Source organism: Niastella caeni, from assembly GCF_004834005.1.
Taxonomy (GTDB): domain Bacteria; phylum Bacteroidota; class Bacteroidia; order Chitinophagales; family Chitinophagaceae; genus Niastella; species Niastella caeni.
This window is the reverse complement of record NZ_STFF01000011.1, coordinates 113,148-130,267: the sequence shown is the minus strand read 5'-3', so window position 1 is coordinate 130,267 and position 17,120 is coordinate 113,148. Positions and strand designations below refer to the sequence as shown.

Below are 17,120 nucleotides of genomic sequence, written 5' to 3'. Positions count from 1 at the left end.
CCCTTTTTTTATTGAAATGAAGAATTAAAAATTAAAAACAGAGAAATGAGAAAGTATTGGAAATTGAATATTCAACATCCTGTTTTCCCTTTTTCATTTTTCATTTAACATTTCTCATTCTTAATTTCCCAATTTTAGTATTTTTCTGCCTTATTTGCATTCCATGTCAAAAACATACGCTTACCTGGCTTTAGGCGATTCATACACCATTGGTGAAGGCGTTCCTATATATGAGAGTTTTCCATATCAAACCGTACAATTGTTACGCAAAGCCGGCTATTCCTTATATGCCGCAGAGATTGTTGCAAAAACCGGGTGGACAACCGACGAATTACAGGCAGGTATTGTGAACAGTCGCTTGCTCCCTGCGTACGATGTAGTGTCCTTACTCATTGGGGTGAATAATCAATACCGCGGCAGAAGCCTGCAGGAGTATACCCAACAATTTGAAGCGCTGTTACAACAGGCCATTGGCTTTGCCGGCAACCAGGAGAAACATGTTTTTGTTTTATCCATTCCCGATTGGGGCGTAACGCCATTTGCCAAAGACAGGAACAGCGCCACCATTGCGCATGAAATAGATGCCTTCAATGCCGTGAACAGGTCTTTTGCTGAAAAGTATTCGGTGAACTATATCGACATTACCCCGGGAACCCGGTTGGCCGCCAATGACGTAACCTTACTGGCAACCGATCAATTGCATCCGTCAGGAAAGGAATATGGATTGTGGGCAATGAAACTTGCCGGTGTTATTCAACAATTGATTGCTGAATAAACAGTTGCCGGTTACCAGTTACCGGTTTCCAGGGCTTTAATTTTAAGCACTTCAACTGGTAATGGGGCTCTCCAAATTTTTTGCCCGGAACCGGCAACAGGTAACACATACTTTATAAACGCGCAGTTCGTTTTCAACTAAATATTTCTAATAAAAATCCTATGGTTAAGTTAAGCTGGAAAGAAAAATACGCCGGCATCCTGGTGTTACTGATAAGTATTATTTACCTGCTGATGCAGCTGGCCTCATTGGTGGGCGAAAGGTCTGGCCCCTACTCTATTCAAAATGGAAGTTTTGTTATTAATAAAAATGAAGCCTTCTCCGATCTCAAAACATATTCGGTGATCCTCGCGGGTATTATTGCCGGCTGGTGCTTGTTGAAAGGAAAAAGACTAGGCTGGATGTTAGGCCTCCCGATCTTATTGTTCATCACAGCCGTTATAGGTACCATAACTGTGGAACAGGTATTGAAAGCCAAAAAATTCGACAACTCCATGATCGGTTTTGGCGTGGGTATCTTCCTGTTATTGCTGGCCATTCTTTTTCTGTTGCTGCCTTCTGCCCGGCAAAAATACAGGGTTAGTAAAGGCGTGCTTTTACTAACCCTGCTGTTATTTATTGGCCTTGGCGGCGCTTATATGTTCTTACAATAGGTCTTCGCCATTGAACTGGTAACGTTCCTTTATTTTGCGCATTACTTCGTCCATAGATGCCCGGTGATCGCGCGGGTTCCAATCGCCGCGCTCCCATTTGTCTAATTCCTGGTCGATGTGTTTTTGCTGCAGCGTTGTCATTTTTTCTACCAACTGTTCCGAAACTTCTTTCTGTTTCTTATACCAGGTGTTCTTTTTATCGACCAGCATTTCTTTGTTTCTGCGCATTTCTTCTTCGGCGGCGGCCATGCTGGTCAATTCTTCCTTTGCCAATGCAATATCGTACGGTCCAACCGGCATGATCAGTTTTGAAATGATGGGACCTACTTCAATCAGGATGATGAGCAGGGATAATAAGAAGCTGGTCCAGAAAACACTGTTTTCTTCCGAAGCCAGGTCGGTGAGCGCTTTGTTGCGTTCCAGGAAGCCCACATTTTCCAGGGCGCTCAATTCATACTTCGCCCGTTTGGCTTCCATATTACTTTTTGCATTGGCCAGAATGCTGTCCTGCACATGAATGCTATTGGCGAGCGATTGCAATTCAGGCGTTGCCTGTTGTGCGGAAGAAGTATAGGCGTCCATTTTCAACTTCGCAATTTTTTGCACGCCGCGCACCTGCGAACCGCCTGTACCGTCTGCTTCCTGCACGTAAGATTGTTGCAAACGGCTCAGGTCATCTTCAATAGTCTTTTTCCGTTCAAACAACCGGTTCCTCTCTGCTTCGGTGGTTTGCATCAAAGCCGTATTTTCCGCCTGCAGCAAACTGTCGTTCAACTGAATTTTTTTGTGCGTGTTCTCAATCACTTTTGTATTGATCTCCTTTTCAAAAATTTTCAGCTCCAACGGACGCGCAATGGTAAAACCGATGAGTATAGCCAGCGCCATACGCGGTAATGCCATTGATAATTGTTTGCGACGGCTTACGCCGTACTTACGCATGGTAGATACGAGGAAACGGTCGAAATTAAAGATGATAAGTCCCCACACAATGGCAAAGCATATTGTCCATAGCCAGTTGCCAAACACGCTGTATATGGCATACCCTGCAGATAATGCGGCCAGCACAAAAGTGGCCAGAATTACGCCGCCGAGTCCCCAGTATTTGCTGTGTTCAGAGGGAAATTGTTTCAATAGTTCCTGGTGAGCACCGGAACACCACCATAAAAAATTAGTGTCGGCCTTTTTTCCGGGGCCTCTGCCGGTAAAAGAGTCATAGGTATACAAGCCAGTATCAGGCCCTTGCTGATTGTCAGCCATAACCGTTACGGTTTAATTAATGGAATAATTGTTAAGAAAAATTTCTTATAGGTGGGTTGAGCGGGTTGGAACAACACAAATAACGATAAAAAAACCGGTATATGTGTAAAGGAAACGTAAAAAAGAAACGCTTTTAACGTACGCTAAAATAGTGCCGTAAAAACATTTAACACAAATTCTTTATAAGTTTGGTAAATACCGCAATACACAGGAAAAATTACGTGCATAAAATGGTAATTACAGGAGCACATCCTGCACCTACCCTGCCACCGGATTGCACGGAACAGGGAGGCCTGCAATGCAACCCTGTTTGGAGATAGCCACATTGTTACGGAATCAGTCACGATCATTAACCGGCGACAACATTGATCTATGCCCTGGAGACCAGATCAACAATGGCTTTCGCTCCCATAATACCCATGATCACGACAACTATCCAGCCGGCGACAGATAACCAAACCGGGTGTTTATAATTACCGATCAGTTTCTTTTTCAAAACCGCTGCTAATAATAAGGCGAGTGAAACGGGCAATATCAATCCATTCAACGCGCCGGCTATCACCAATAATTGTACAGCGCCCTGTTGCAGAAAGGCAAACGTGCCCATGGAGAGCAAAATGAATAAAGTAGTAATGAGCCGTTGGTATTTTTCAAACACCGGATGCAGGGTTCGCAAAAACGAAACCGATGTATATGCCGACCCTACTACAGAAGTTATAGCAGCACTCCACAGTACAATACCGAAGATCTTGTACCCTATATCACCAGCGGCAATTTGAAACACAGAAGCAGCAGGATTGTCTTTGTGCAACAGACCGCCGCTTGTTACCACGCCAAGCGCCGCCATGAATAACAGGATGCGCATCAACGATGCCAGCAATATGGCGCTAACACTGCTATGCGTTACCTGCGGTAATTGTTGCTGTCCTTTTATACCGGCATCCAGCAACCGGTGCGCACCGGCAAAACTGATGTACCCGCCTACAGTGCCACCAACTAAGGTTACAATAGCTGTTGTGTTTATTTGAACGGGCACGAACGACCGATAAATGGCCTCTGCCACCGGGGGATGTGAACTAATGGCCACATACAGCGTTAAACCGATCATTACAAATCCCAATATCCTTGCGAACCAATCCATGGCTAAGCCAGCTTCTTTTATCCAGAAGATCATCAGTGCAATACCGGAACTGATAGCTGCGCCAATTACCGGATGCTTAAGGTCTGCATCAAATGGGTAAACGACATTCATGCCTAAGCCGGCCCCGGCTACATTGCCAATGTTAAATACGAACCCACCGGCAACAATGAGTATAGCCAGCAAATAACCCATGCCAGGTAACAAGGTATTCGCCAGGTCCTGCGCCCGCATTTCCGTAACGGCAATAATGCGCCAGACGTTCAACTGCGCCGCAATATCCAGCACGATCGACACCAGTATTACAAAGCCGAAACTGGTGAGTAGTTGTTGGGTAAAAACAGTGGTTTGGGTTATAAATCCGGGACCAATGGCTGAAGTGGCCATTAGGAAAGCGGCACCGGTTATTGCGGATCTTGTTGTGGGCTTCACTAATTCCAGTTTATGGTTTGTGGTTTATGGTTTGTAGTTTGTAGTTGCTATCGCCAGCCACTCACATTCCTTCCTTCTTCCACTTCAACATTCGATATTCAATATTCTATATTCCGTCCTCACTTTCTCATTTCTCTGTTTTTCATTTTTCATTCTTCATTTCCCTTCCTTCTTCCACTTCAACATTCGATATTCAATATTCTATATTCTGTCCTCACTTTCTCATTTCTCTGTTTTTCATTTTTCATTCTTCATTTCCCTTCCTTCTTCCACTTCAACATTCGATATTCAATATTCTATATTCCGTCTTCACTTTCTCATCTCTCTGTTTTTCATTTTTCATTCTTCATTTCCCCGCCTTCTTCCACTTCAACATTCGATATTCAATATTCTATATTCCGTCTTCACTTTCTCATTCCTAATTTCTCATTTTTCATTTCTCATTTCCAACAAGGATCCCCTCGCTCACCAATGCTTCTTTAATAGAACGCGCATACTCCACGGCATACTCTCCATCACTATGCACACAAACGGTATCGGCCACCAACGGTACTTCCTTACCGTTAACGCTGGTAGCGGTTCTTTGCCTTACCATTTGCAAAACCTGCTGTATCGATTGCTGCGTGCTGCCCAGCAAGGCCTGCGGATGTGTTCGCGGCGTAAGATGCCCGTCATCCTGGTACGTACGATCGGCAAATACTTCACTGCAGGTAGTAAGACCGGTAGCCTTTGCCGCTTCTATCAGTTTACTGCCCGATAAACCGTACAACAACAACTGGCTGTCATAATCGTATATCGCTTTACAAATTGCATCCGCCATTACTTCGTCTTTTGCCGCCATATTATACAAAGCCCCATGTGGTTTTACATGATGCAATCGTGCCCCCATGACTTTTAAAAAAGCATCCAGTGCGCCAACCTGGTACACTACCAGGTCATAAATGGCGCCCGGTGGCAATTGCATATTGGTTCTTCCGAAATTATCCCGGTCGGCAAACCCGGGATGCGCGCCAACAGCTACGTCGGCTGTAATGGCCGCGGCAACCAGTTCATGCATAGTATGTGCATCACCGGCATGGTAACCACAAGCCAGGTTAATGCTGCTTACATATGATAACAACATCCGGTCTTTCTCAATATGGTATGGCCACAGGTGAGTGCTCTCCCCCATGTCGCAATTGATATCTATACTTAACATACTACGTGATTCAGCCGCTCCAGGCAGGCGCGTTGTAAGATATTCAATTCCTGTTGTTGGGCAATCAACAGGTTTTCGGCAGTAGCAATATCCGTTATTTTGAAATGAATGCAATCGCTTGGGCGCAATTGCGCCAGTTTGGGTAAATGGGCCGAGATCACATGCCCTATGCGTGGGTAGCCGCCGGTAGTTTGGTGATCCGCCATCAGCACGATCAGTTGTCCGTTAGGCAATAACTGTATAGTACCGAAGCTAACACCTGAGGAAACCAGTTCGGTACGCTCATTGCGTTTCAGGTCAACGCCTTTTAACTGGTAGCCCATGCGGTCTGAAAACGGGTGAATGGTAAAATTATCTTCCAGCATATCCTGTTGCGACTGGCAGGTCAGTTGGTCCCATTCGTTTCCTTTTATAATGTAAATCTCATTGGGATGCAGGTAGGTGCTGCCGGTATCTACATGCCACTTCAACACTTCAAACTCCTTTCCTGGTTTTAACAGTCCGGCAAAATAAATGCGGCTTTCTTTAAATGGTATTTCATCACGTTTTTCAAGTTTGCGGCCATGAAAGCCACCGGCACCGGCCTTCAAATGGGTGCTGTAGCTGTTGAGCCATTTGTTCACGCAGTAACCGCCATGCACGGCCACGTAACACCGGCTGCCATGCTGTAGTTTGGGAAAATGCAGCACTGCGTTCTTTCGCACTACGATTGGGTGCCATAACGGAACAGGCTCATCATTGACCATTGCCGTAAAATCGGCGCCGGTAATACTGATGAGTGTATTTTGCTCGAACAGGAACTGCGCGCCGGGGAAATGGATCTCCATAACAGCCTCCAACGTATCATTGCCCACCAGCATATTGGCCACCTGTGCGGCATAGCGGTCCATAACCCCACCGGTATTTATTCCCAGCCGGCTGTATCCTGTTCTTCCCAGATCCTGGATGGTGTCTAGTAGACCTGGTTTAATAATTGTTAAAGACATCTTAGTTCCTTAGTTCGTGAGTTATTTAGTTATTGAGTTCATGAGTTATTCAGTTCAGGGAGCAAGGAACTTAATAACTGAATAACTTAATAACTATCAAACTCCTGTTTAGTTATCGCATAAAATTGAACCCGGTCACCGGCTTGTAACTTTACCGGTTCGGGCCCAAAGGCATCAAATAGTTTTAGTGGAGTGCGGCCTACGATCTGCCAGCCTCCGGGACTTTGTAAAGGGTAGATCCCGGTTTGCGAACCGGCAATTCCAACGCTTCCGGCCATTACCTGTGTGGGTTGTTGTTTTCGCGGTACTGCAATTCTTTCATTGACCTCGCCCATATAGGAAAAACCAGGCAAAAACCCGATCATGTATACATTATAAACAGTCGATGTATGAATGTTCACCACATCGGTTACCGGCAGTTGCTTTTGCCGAGCCAGTGAAACCAGGTCAGGCGCAAACGGTTCGTCATAACAAACCGGAATGCGGATAACCTCCCTGATGGCCTGCCCTGTTTGAAGCGCTTTTTCAAATGCCTGTTGTAACCGGTCGGCAACCCAGGCAAATACAGTATGCCGGGGATGGTAGTACTTTTTAATAATAACCGGATTATACAACACCGTTAATGAGCTGTAAGCTACCAGGCAATCCTTCATTCCCTCAAACGGATGGGCCAGTAACCATTGTTGCATTGCCAATGCTTTCTGATTCAATGCCTCACTGATCACATTCCCCATGTCTATGGTTACAGCAGCATCCCCGAGCGGAAATATTTTGTATTGGTTGGTCAAAACTTGAATAGAAATGACTGAAGTTAATTTTTTTACCACATAACCGCGCATTCTGTCATAAAATCAGCCACATTATATTTTTATTATGTTGATCTGTACTGGTTTTCACTTACAAAATCGTTAGGAGTACAGGCTGCTGACTGCCTAGTCAGGCTCCCTTCAAAATTAAAAAATAACCGACATTTCGGCATGTTACACTTTTACCGTTTAAGTACCAATTTGTTGTTTTCCCACTTATACATTAAACTTGCACACCAGCAACAGGCCCTTTCTGCCGCTGGTAAAACAGAAATTGATGTAAGAAGATCATTGATTTTGAATGAAATAGCTAAAAACCCAAGTTGCTAAACGCGGAACGCTGAACGCGGAGCGCAGAAGGCAAAATGCAGAACGCTGATCGCCAGCTTCGAATTTGAGAAGTTAGCTTTGAGCGCTAAGTATTAAGCGTTAAGCCTTTAAAACCATTTATTGAACCTATGGCGAAGAATTTATTGATCGTTGAGTCTCCTGCAAAAGCCAAAACCATCGAAAAGATCCTTGGGAAAGATTTCGAGGTAAAGAGTTGTTATGGGCATATCCGTGACCTGGAAAAGGAAGAAATGGGTATTGATATAAAGAATGGCTACAAACCCCGATATATAGTTCCCGACGAAAAAGAAAAAGTGGTAAAAGAGCTTAAATCACTCGCAAAGAAATCTGACGAAGTGTGGCTCGCAACGGATGAGGACCGTGAAGGGGAAGCCATTAGCTGGCATTTGTGCGAGGTATTAGGCCTTGACCCCAGGACTACCAAACGCATTGTTTTTCATGAAATTACCAAGCCTGCCATTCAAAAAGCGGTGACCAGTCCGCGTACGGTAGATATGAACCTGGTAAATGCGCAGCAGGCCCGCCGGGTGTTAGATAGGATTGTGGGTTTTGAACTGAGCCCGGTACTCTGGCGTAAGATCAGCACCCGCAATAACCTGAGCGCCGGTCGCGTACAAAGCGTGGCTGTTCGCCTCATAGCTGAACGCGAACGGGAGATCAATGCCTTCACCGCTACCAGCACTTTTAAAATTGAAGCGCTTTTCACAACACCCGATATCACCGGTAAAAACGTAACGTTTGTTGCCGAAGGTAAAAAGTACAACACAGCAGACGATGCTGAAAAATTTCTGCAAACCTGTGTTGGCGCAAAGTACAAGGTAAACGACATTCAGGTTAAACCGGCCAAAAAATCGCCGGCCGCGCCTTTCACCACTTCTACCCTGCAACAGGAAGCAGCCCGTAAACTGGGCTACGGTGTTAAACGCACCATGCAGATAGCGCAACGGTTGTATGAAGCCGGTTACATAACCTACATGCGTACCGACAGTGTGAACCTGAGCGATACCGCTATAGACGATATCCGCAAACAGGTTGTTGGGCAGTACGGTAATAATTATTATCAACCTCGCAAATACAAGAATAAGAACGAATCGGCGCAGGAAGCGCACGAAGCCATTCGCCCCACGTATATGGAAAACAGTACCGTGGATGACCCGGATGGCCGCCGCCTGTATGAGCTGATCTGGAAACGAACCATGGCCTGCCAGATGGCTGATGCTGAACTGGAAAGGACCATTGCCAAAATTGAAATTTCAACTAATAAGGAAGAATTAACGGCCAGTGGCGAGGTATTGAAATTCGATGGCTTTTTAAAGGTATACCGCGAAGACCGCGACGATGAAGACATTACCGAAGATGAACAACAGGAAGGCATGTTGCCGCCATTAACAGTTGGCCAGCAATTGCCTTTGAATGAAATGAAGGCCATTGAACGCTTCAGCCGTCCTTCACCCCGGTACACGGAAGCTTCGCTGGTGAAGAAGCTGGAAGAACTGGGCATCGGCCGTCCTTCTACCTACGCGCCTACAATTTCTACCATTCTTACCCGTGGTTATGTTGAGAAACGCGATAAGGAAGCCGTAAAACGCGACTTCCGCATCATGCGATTGAAGAACGACCAGATCTCTAAAGTGACCGAACAGGAAAACACCGGTGCGGAAAAATCCAAGCTTTTCCCTACCGACCTTGGCCTGGTGGTGACCGACTTTTTAAAGCAATACTTCGACGATATCATGGATTACGGGTTTACCGCCCGTATTGAAGGCGAATTTGATGAAGTAGCTGCCGGTAAACTGAAGTGGAATAGCATGATCGACGACTTTTATCTTCCCTTCAAAAAAGACGTTGACAATACTATTGAAAAGGCGGAACGCATAAAAGGAGAACGCGAACTGGGCATTGACCCGCAAAGCGGTAAAAAGATCGTGGCCCGCATGGCCCGCTTTGGCCCCATTGTACAGATCGGAGATGCGAATGATGAAGAGAAACCGCGTTTTGCCGGTTTGCGCAAAGGACAAAGTATTGAGACCATCAGCCTCGAAGAAGCGCTGCAGTTGTTTCAATTGCCGAAAACGTTGGGCGAACTCGAAGGACAGGAGATCTCGGTAAACCTGGGCCGCTTTGGTCCGTATATTAAATTCGGCGAGCAGAATATTTCCATGCCGCGCGGTGAAGATCCTTTCGAATTGACGATGGAAAGAGCACTGGAACTGATCGGCGAAAAACAAAAGGCAGACTCCCCCATCGGTTATTACGACAATAAACCGGTAACCAAAGGCACCGGCCGTTTTGGTCCGTTTATCAAGTGGAACGACATGTACATCAATGTGCCCAGGCGCTATAATTTTGAAGGGCTGGGACAATCGGACATTGATGAACTGGTTGAAGCAAAAATTAAAAAAGAAGAGAACCGGTATATACAAAACTGGCCCGCAGAAAAGATCTCCATTGAAAATGCGCGTTGGGGCCCGGTATTGAAATTTGGCAAGAAAATACTGAAGGTGGGAAGGAAAGCCGATGACACCAAATACACCGCCGAAGAACTGGCTACCGTGCCATTGGATGATGTAAAGAAAATGATCGAGCTGCAAATACCCAATGCATTCGCCACCAAAAAAGCGGCTGCGAAAAAAGCACCTGGCAAAAAAGCGGCGCCGAAGAAAGCAGCGCCCAAGAAAAAATCGAAGTAGATAGATTGCCACAAAAGGTGTTGTGGAATAAAATGCAGGGGTAAAAACATATTAATTGCATTCTGAAAACGTAAAGGGGCTATATTGCCCCTTTATTTATTTGTAGGATTTTGTATAATTAGTAAATATTACAATTAACTACAAATTATCATTTAGCACATGCTTAGTCTCAAGTACCACCTTACTGAAGAAGAATATTTCGATTACAATTACTATACGGCCTGGGCAGCACCCGATAAAAAGGCATACCGTACCTGGTATTACGTGCGCGTGTTTGTGCTGTATGGCGCCGTGGCCGGATTGTACATTTTCAGCCGTCGTTCAGAACAGATCTTTATCGACCTGATCATATTTGGCGTCATTGCTACCGTTTATTTCTTAATGGTGCCCTACCTCATTAAAAGGTCAATATTGCGCCGGGTAAGGAACATTCTTTCCAAACCCGAGAACCAGCATGTATTGGAAGAAGCGGAAGTAGTGTTGACAGATTCCGGCATTATTGATAAAGACAATGCATCGGAAAGCAAGTACCACTGGGAAGCGATTGTAAAAAAAGCGGAAACGCCGGCCTGTTATTATTTGTATACGAATTCGTATCATGCCATCGTTATACCCCGGAGGGTGATTATAACTGCCCAGGAAAAACAAGAGCTGGAACGATTATTTAACCAGTATCTGCCTTTAAGTTCAGAGTTCCCCACAAAATGAAGAAATTTGTGGATAAGATTTTTATTGATATCTTTTACAAGTTCGCGAAATTGATGCTGGTTAAACGGCAAGAACAGTAGCTACACAAATGGAAGAAAACAAAGAAATATCGGCATTGTTCCATTTAATTGACGATCCCGATGAAGAGGTCTTCAACATGGTATCAACCCGCATTATTGATTACGGGAAAGGGATCATCCCCAATCTCGAAAATCTTTGGGAAAATACCATCAGCGAAGATGTGCAGGAACGCATTGAAATGTTGATACATCGCCTGCATTACCGCGATCTGACGGAAGAACTAACGCAATGGAACAATAATATACACCAGGATCTTTTGACTGGCGCCTTACTGGCCGCCCGCTTTCAGTATCCCGACCTGGCGCCCGCGCAGGTTTACCAGGAAGTTGAAAAATTACGTCGCAACATATGGCTTGAGCTGAACAGTTACCTCACCCCCCTTGAACAGGTGAACGTAGTTACCAGCATTCTATATAATTATTTCAATTTACGCGGCGTTGAGATCGGATATCAGAACCCCGAAGAGTTTTTGATAAACAAACAGCTTGAAACCAAGCGCGGCAATACTATTGCCAACGGCATTCTGTACCTGATACTATGCGAATTGCTCGATGTGCCGGTTCGTGCCATCAACATTCCGCATCAGTTTGTGTTGGGGTATTTTAAAACTGACTACGATTTTACCCGTCATGTAGAAAACCCGTTGTATAAAACGGAGTTCTTTATTGATCCCATGAGCGGACAGGTATTTACCCATAAAGACGTTGAGAATTACTTCAAGCGCATCAATGTGGCGCCGGCTGCTTCTTATTTCAAACAGCTTTCCAACAAACGCGTGATCCAATTTTTGATGGAAGAGTTCAGCAAATGCTTTACTGATGAGAAGAACAACTACAAGCAAAAAGAATTGCTGGCGTTGGCGGAACTGATCACGGAGAATGAAAAGCCCGAGAGTGATAATAAGGACGAAGAAAATGAAAATGAATAAAATTAACCGTGCCACGGTTTGGAACCGTGACACGGTTATTCAATATTTACAAGCTTAAATTCCACCCTTCCCGATATTCCCTCTTCACAAACTGGTTGGCTTCTTCAAAATTGGTGATCTTCATATTTTTCGCATCCCACAACAAACGTTTTCTGCCCGGGTATCTGGCATCGCCTTTGGCGGCCGGGTTCTTCATTAAAAAGCTGCGAATGGCCAGGTTGCCCATCAATATGCTTTCTGTAAACGGACCGGCATACTCGAACGGAGAGCTGGTTTGTCCTTTACCGTAACCATCAATGCAGGCATTTACCCATTGAATATAATGGCCTTCAGGAACCCGTTTAATGGTTTCCTTCGGCATGGTCTTTTCCTTCATTAATCGGGTTGGCAATAAACGGGGATTAGCGCCATAACAATCGCACATGACCTTGCCTTTGGTGCCTATCATGATCACACCGCCATCCCAGTTACCCATGGGTTCTTCGGATAATAATTCCTCCGGACGTTCAGGCAGTAAGCCACCATCATGCCAGGATACTTTGATATTGCCTTTTCCATCCTTACGTGGGTATACCAGGTGCATAATAGAGGAAGGCGGACAGCTATCGGGATTCATGCTTTCGTTCCACATTTCTTTATAAATGGTAGCAAGGCTGCATTCTACCGAAGTGGGGTAATCGATGGGAAGGATGCGAAACACAGGGTCCATGATATGGCAGGCCATATCGCCGAGGGCGCCGGTACCAAAAGCCCACCAGCCACGCCAGTTAAAAGGCAGGTACGCCGGGTTAAAATCAATCATCTTTGCCGGACCGATCCACAGGTTCCAGTCAACTTCTTTTGGCACTTCAAACGTACCGGTAGGTGTAGGAATGCCTTGCGGCCATACAGGACGGTTCGTCCAGCAATGCACGGTATGCACATTGCCAATAAGACCGGCATCCACCATTTCCTTCATTTTACGAACGCCGTCGCCAGAGCCGCCCTGGTTGCCCATTTGCGTAATTACTTTATAGCGTTTAGCCGCTTCGGTAAGTGTGCGGGCTTCGTAAATATCGTGCGTCAATGGTTTTTGAACATATACGTGCTTTCCCAATTGCATAGCCGATAAGGCTGCTACCGCGTGCGTATTATCAGGGGTAGAAACGGAAACGGCATCAATATTTTTCTTTTCCTTGTCAAGCATTTCGCGGAAGTCGCGGTAGTAAGGCGCGTTGGGGAAGTTTTTGCGGGAAGTAACCGCCTGACGGTCGTCTACATCGCACAAAGCTACAATGTTCACCTTGGGGCTTTTTGCAAATTCCGCCAGATCGCTTGTTCCTTTCCCACCCGCACCAATACCTGCAATATTTAATTTATCACTTGGCGCAATGTAGCCTCTGCCCAGTACATGCCGGGGAACAATGAAAAATCCGGCAGCAGCCAGGGAGGTGTTTTTAAGGAAGTCCCGGCGTGATTGGTTGTTTTTTTTGCTTTTCTTCATACGTGATAAGCCTTGAGTTTTAGGACGCTGAATGTATAGATTTAAACCGATTTAGCACATTAAATTACTTTAATCTTTTCATTTCTATTACATGAATTTGGATAATTGGTTTGCAAAAAAAGTTTTGCAAACCAATGAGCGCATACACCGCAAAAAGCAGCACGAAAATTCAGCGGAAGGTTAATAGAATAGAAAGCGGAATGGCTGCTTTACACCTGGGCCGTATTGCGTAATAGGCAAATGGCAACAGGCAATAAGCTAAAAACTGAGACCCCAAGCCCGGTAACCGGAAGTAGGAAGTAAAACGAAGTATAAAAGATATTTTGAGATTTTTTATAAGGTTCCAACCAGTACCAGATCCCCAAATCACCAAATCTCAAAATCAGAAATTGCTTTATACCTCTTACTTCTGACAATTTATAAGTAAACTATATTGGAGAAAACTTTGAAACCCCGCTATGGCGGGGCAAGCGCTGTAACCCTAAACATCTTACTCAGACTTTATAACTTGTAACTTCCCCGGTACTCCCGTTTCACAAACGCATTGGCCGCTTCAAAATTAGTGATGCGCATGTTGGCGCCATCCCACAACAGCTTTTTACGACCCGGGAAATTATTACCTTCTTTAATATTATAGCTGCGGATGGCGAGGTTGCCCATGAGCACCGTTTCAGTTAACGGTCCGGCGGCATCGAATGACGAACTGGTATAGGTACCAAAACCTTTTTTACAGGCTTGTACCCATTGTTGCTGATGACCTTCGGAGCCTTTTTCTACGAACGGAAATTTCGAAGCAGGCAGTTTGGCGTCTTTAAACTTTTTTGTTGGCAACAACCGGGGATTTCTTCCGAATAAACCCGCAACCAGCTTGCCTTTTTTGCCTTCAAATAATATGCCCCCATCCCATTCGGCAAACGGTTCATCGGGCAATAATTCGGCGGGACGTTCAGGCTTTATGCCACCATCGTACCAGATCAGTTCTACCGGCGGCATTTTTTCCCTTGCCGGAAATTGAATATGAATTTTTGAAGAAGGCGGATAACTGTCGGTATAAAACATTTCTTTAAAAAAACCGGTATACACTGAGCCAACACTGCACTCTACCGACACCGGGTAACCTAATTTCAGCGCCCGGAACGGAACGTCGATGAAATGGCAACCCATATCGCCAAGCGAGCCGGAACCAAAGTCGACCCAGCCGCGCCAGGTAGCCGGCAAATAAGCGGGGTTAAAATCACGTTGAGGCGCAGTGCCCAGCCACAGGTCCCAGTCAACTTCTTTTGGAACATCAAACTTACCCGCAGGTGTAGGAATGCCTTGCGGCCATACGGGGCGGTTCGTCCACACATGCACTGTATGCACCGGGCCAATGACTCCAGCCTGGATCCAGGTCTCTACCATACGGGTATCATTGCCGCTGCTACCCTGATTACCCATTTGTGTAACCACTTTATATTGTTGAGCGGCCTGCGTTAAGATGCGGGCTTCGTAAATGTCGTGCGTTAAAGGTTTCTCCACATACACATGCTTGCCCAGTTGCATGGCAGCCAGGGCCTGTACGGCGTGCATATGATCGGGTGAGGTAATGATAACCGCATCTATGTTCTTTTGTTCTTTATCAAGCATTTCGCGGTAGTCGCGGTAGTACGGTGCGTTGGGCCAACGTTTGCGGGCGTTTACGGCCATGCGGTCATCTACATCGCACAGGGCTACTATATTTTCAGCGCCATTATTGTAAGCATAAGGTAAATTCACTTCGGCTTTGCCGCCTGCGCCTATTCCGGCAATATTGAGCTTATCGCTGGGAGCAGTGAAACCACGGCCTAATACATGGCGTGGCACAATGAAAAAACTACCGGCAACCAATGAGGTATTTTTAATAAAGCTGCGCCGGGAGGTGGTGCGTTTGTTTGAGGGCATAGTTAAATGCTATTGTAGGATGAAGGTTAATCAACGCTGAGAGCGTAAAGTATTTTAGTAGCGAGTGGCGAGTAGCTAGTGGCGAGTAGGAAAGCCTTGAAATTTATCCCCACTGGCTACTAGCTACTTACTACTTGCTATTTACGAATTACACTAAAGAAGCATCCAGCGTAATTTCCGCATTCAGCAACTTGCTTACAGGGCAGTTGGCTTTGGCATCTTCAGCGCACTCTTTAAATTTTTCTGCACTGATACCGGGAATGCTTGCCTTCAACACCAGGTGAGAACTTTTAATAGTTCCATCTTCCAGGCTGATGGTAGAAGTTACATCCAGTGAATCGGGGGTAAAGCCGGCGCCAGCCAGTACAAAACTTAATTTCATGGCAAAACAGCCCGAATGCGCAGCCGCGATCAGCTCTTCAGGGTTGGTACCCACGCCTTCTTCAAACCTTGATTTGTACGAATACTGCGTTTTGTTTAATGTAGTGCTTTGCGTAGTTAAATGTCCATTTCCATCTTTTCCTGAGCCGTTCCAAACGGCAGTAGCTGTACGTTTCATTTAATTGTAATTTATTTTTGAAAAAAATTAAGAGCTATGCACATCACATGGGATGATTTCGCAAAAATAGATATCCGGGTCGGAACAATTAGGGAAGTTAATGATTTTCCCAAAGCTAAAAACCCGGCCTGGCAAATTACCATCGATTTCGGAGAGGCAGGCACCAAAAGATCTTCGGCCCAGATAACACATTTGTATAATAAAGAAGCATTGGTTGGCAAGCAGGTAGTAGCTATCGTAAATTTTCCACCGAAACAGATAGCTAATTTTTTCAGCGAATGCCTGGTACTGGGCGTATACACTGATAAAAAAGAGGTAGTTTTACTAACTCCCGACCAGCCCGTTCAGAACGGCTGGAAAATAGGTTGAAAGCCGAAGGCTCAACGCAAAACGCTCAACGCAAAACGCCAAATGCGGAAAGCCGGATGCCGGCGTAGCGACCTGAGATTTCGGAAACCAGCCTTAAGCGTTCAGCGCATAGTGGTATAACGATTGTATATATGATCAAAAAATCATTGTATGAACCGGGAAAAGTATGCCAGATGCATTCATTACATATTACCAATCGCCGGTAGGTTTACTGCAGATTGCAGGTACGGGCCAGTTTATCAGTGAAGTGTTATTTATTGATGAGCAGGAGAAGATAACGGCTGGCACCGATAACAACGAATTACCGTCTATGGCCATTCAGGCGGTAGAACAACTGATAGAGTATTTTCATGGCAATCGCCGTTTTTTTGAATTGCCCATATCGCAGAAAGGCACGTCCTTTCAACAAAAGGTATGGTCGGAACTGATGAACATCCCGTTTGGTAAAACCATCAGTTACCTGGAGCTGTCACGCCGGCTGGGCGACCCTAAAGTGATCAGGGCTGCAGCAGCTGCCAACGGGCAGAATAATGTAGCCATCATTGTTCCCTGTCACCGGGTTATTGGTTCAAACAATCAACTGGTAGGCTATGCAGGCGGATTACCACGCAAAAAATGGTTGTTGCAGCATGAAAACAAAATAGCGCATGGAGTGCAGACTTTATTTTAAAAACAAATTCCAAGAACCAAATCCCAAGATCCAAAAACAAATCCCAAAGCCAAGGGACCAAGATCCAAAATCCGTAGTTGACTTTTGTGTTAGGATTTGTTTGGAATTTGAGATTT

At 45.4% G+C, this 17,120-nt stretch carries 15 protein-coding genes; 7 read left to right on the top strand and 8 right to left on the bottom strand.

From position 1 onward, the window contains the following. Positions 1–163: 163 nt before the first annotated feature. Together FAM09_RS27300 and FAM09_RS27295 are read left to right on the top strand one after the other, a co-directional pair. On the top strand, positions 164–775 hold the full coding sequence (locus FAM09_RS27300) for an SGNH/GDSL hydrolase family protein (protein WP_136580346.1): 612 nt from the start codon (positions 164–166) through the stop codon (positions 773–775). Between the two features lie 161 nt (positions 776–936). Continuing rightward, positions 937–1,428, top strand: a complete 492-nt coding sequence (locus FAM09_RS27295) for a hypothetical protein (RefSeq protein WP_136580345.1) — start codon at positions 937–939, stop codon at positions 1,426–1,428. On the opposite strand, the gene FAM09_RS27290 is transcribed toward FAM09_RS27295, so the two are convergent. The 5 genes from FAM09_RS27290 to pxpB all read right to left on the bottom strand — a co-directional run bounded on the left by FAM09_RS27290 (position 1,420) and on the right by pxpB (position 7,278). After that, positions 1,420–2,685, bottom strand: coding sequence for a DUF4407 domain-containing protein (locus FAM09_RS27290; protein ID WP_136580344.1), 1,266 nt, complete (start codon positions 2,683–2,685; stop codon positions 1,420–1,422). The two genes, FAM09_RS27295 and FAM09_RS27290, sit on opposite strands and share 9 nt — an antisense overlap. A 370-nt stretch (positions 2,686–3,055) precedes the next feature. Beyond that, entirely contained in the window at positions 3,056–4,255 is a 1,200-nt protein-coding gene (locus FAM09_RS27285; protein ID WP_208025664.1) for an NRAMP family divalent metal transporter, read from the bottom strand. A 433-nt stretch (positions 4,256–4,688) separates the two neighbouring features. Next, positions 4,689–5,453: a LamB/YcsF family protein gene (locus FAM09_RS27280; RefSeq protein ID WP_136580343.1), complete on the bottom strand. Its 765-nt coding sequence runs from the start codon at positions 5,451–5,453 to the stop codon at positions 4,689–4,691. After that, positions 5,447–6,439: a 5-oxoprolinase subunit C family protein gene (locus FAM09_RS27275; protein WP_136580342.1), complete on the bottom strand. Its 993-nt coding sequence runs from the start codon at positions 6,437–6,439 to the stop codon at positions 5,447–5,449. The genes FAM09_RS27280 and FAM09_RS27275 overlap by 7 nt, the downstream gene beginning before the upstream one ends. Positions 6,440–6,525: 86 nt before the next feature. Then, positions 6,526–7,278, bottom strand: a complete 753-nt coding sequence (gene pxpB, locus FAM09_RS27270) for a 5-oxoprolinase subunit PxpB (protein WP_136580341.1) — start codon at positions 7,276–7,278, stop codon at positions 6,526–6,528. A 425-nt stretch (positions 7,279–7,703) separates the two neighbouring features. Here pxpB and topA point away from each other — a divergent pair, with 425 nt between their 5' ends. From topA to FAM09_RS27255, 3 genes are all read left to right on the top strand, one after another. Further along, the gene (topA, locus tag FAM09_RS27265; protein WP_136580340.1) at positions 7,704–10,286 is read left to right on the top strand and encodes a type I DNA topoisomerase; all 2,583 of its coding nucleotides are present in this window, start codon (positions 7,704–7,706) and stop codon (positions 10,284–10,286) included. Positions 10,287–10,445: 159 nt separating this feature from the next. Next, positions 10,446–10,994 carry a YcxB family protein gene (locus FAM09_RS27260; RefSeq protein ID WP_136580339.1) on the top strand — a complete coding sequence of 183 codons (549 nt, stop codon included), beginning with the start codon at positions 10,446–10,448 and terminating at the stop codon, positions 10,992–10,994. Positions 10,995–11,082: 88 nt separating this feature from the next. After that, a complete protein-coding gene (locus FAM09_RS27255; protein ID WP_136580338.1) occupies positions 11,083–12,003 on the top strand; it encodes a transglutaminase family protein in 921 nt (306 codons plus the stop codon). Between the two features lie 46 nt (positions 12,004–12,049). Here the strand turns inward: FAM09_RS27255 and FAM09_RS27250 are convergent, their stop codons facing one another. From FAM09_RS27250 to FAM09_RS27240, 3 genes are all read right to left on the bottom strand, one after another. Next, entirely contained in the window at positions 12,050–13,486 is a 1,437-nt protein-coding gene (locus FAM09_RS27250) for a Gfo/Idh/MocA family protein (RefSeq protein ID WP_136580337.1), read from the bottom strand. Positions 13,487–13,987: 501 nt separating this feature from the next. Beyond that, the gene (locus FAM09_RS27245; protein WP_136580336.1) at positions 13,988–15,406 is read right to left on the bottom strand and encodes a Gfo/Idh/MocA family protein; all 1,419 of its coding nucleotides are present in this window, start codon (positions 15,404–15,406) and stop codon (positions 13,988–13,990) included. Positions 15,407–15,554: 148 nt separating this feature from the next. Then, positions 15,555–15,965 (bottom strand): OsmC family protein, encoded by a 411-nt coding sequence (locus FAM09_RS27240; protein ID WP_136580335.1) that lies wholly within the window; start codon positions 15,963–15,965, stop codon positions 15,555–15,557. Between the two features lie 36 nt (positions 15,966–16,001). On the opposite strand from FAM09_RS27240, the gene FAM09_RS27235 reads away from it, so the two are divergent. Together FAM09_RS27235 and FAM09_RS27230 are read left to right on the top strand one after the other, a co-directional pair. Next, positions 16,002–16,334, top strand: a complete 333-nt coding sequence (locus tag FAM09_RS27235) for a tRNA-binding protein (protein WP_136580334.1) — start codon at positions 16,002–16,004, stop codon at positions 16,332–16,334. Positions 16,335–16,500: 166 nt separating this feature from the next. Next, positions 16,501–17,004: a methylated-DNA--[protein]-cysteine S-methyltransferase gene (locus tag FAM09_RS27230; RefSeq protein ID WP_136580333.1), complete on the top strand. Its 504-nt coding sequence runs from the start codon at positions 16,501–16,503 to the stop codon at positions 17,002–17,004. Positions 17,005–17,120: the final 116 nt, after the last annotated feature.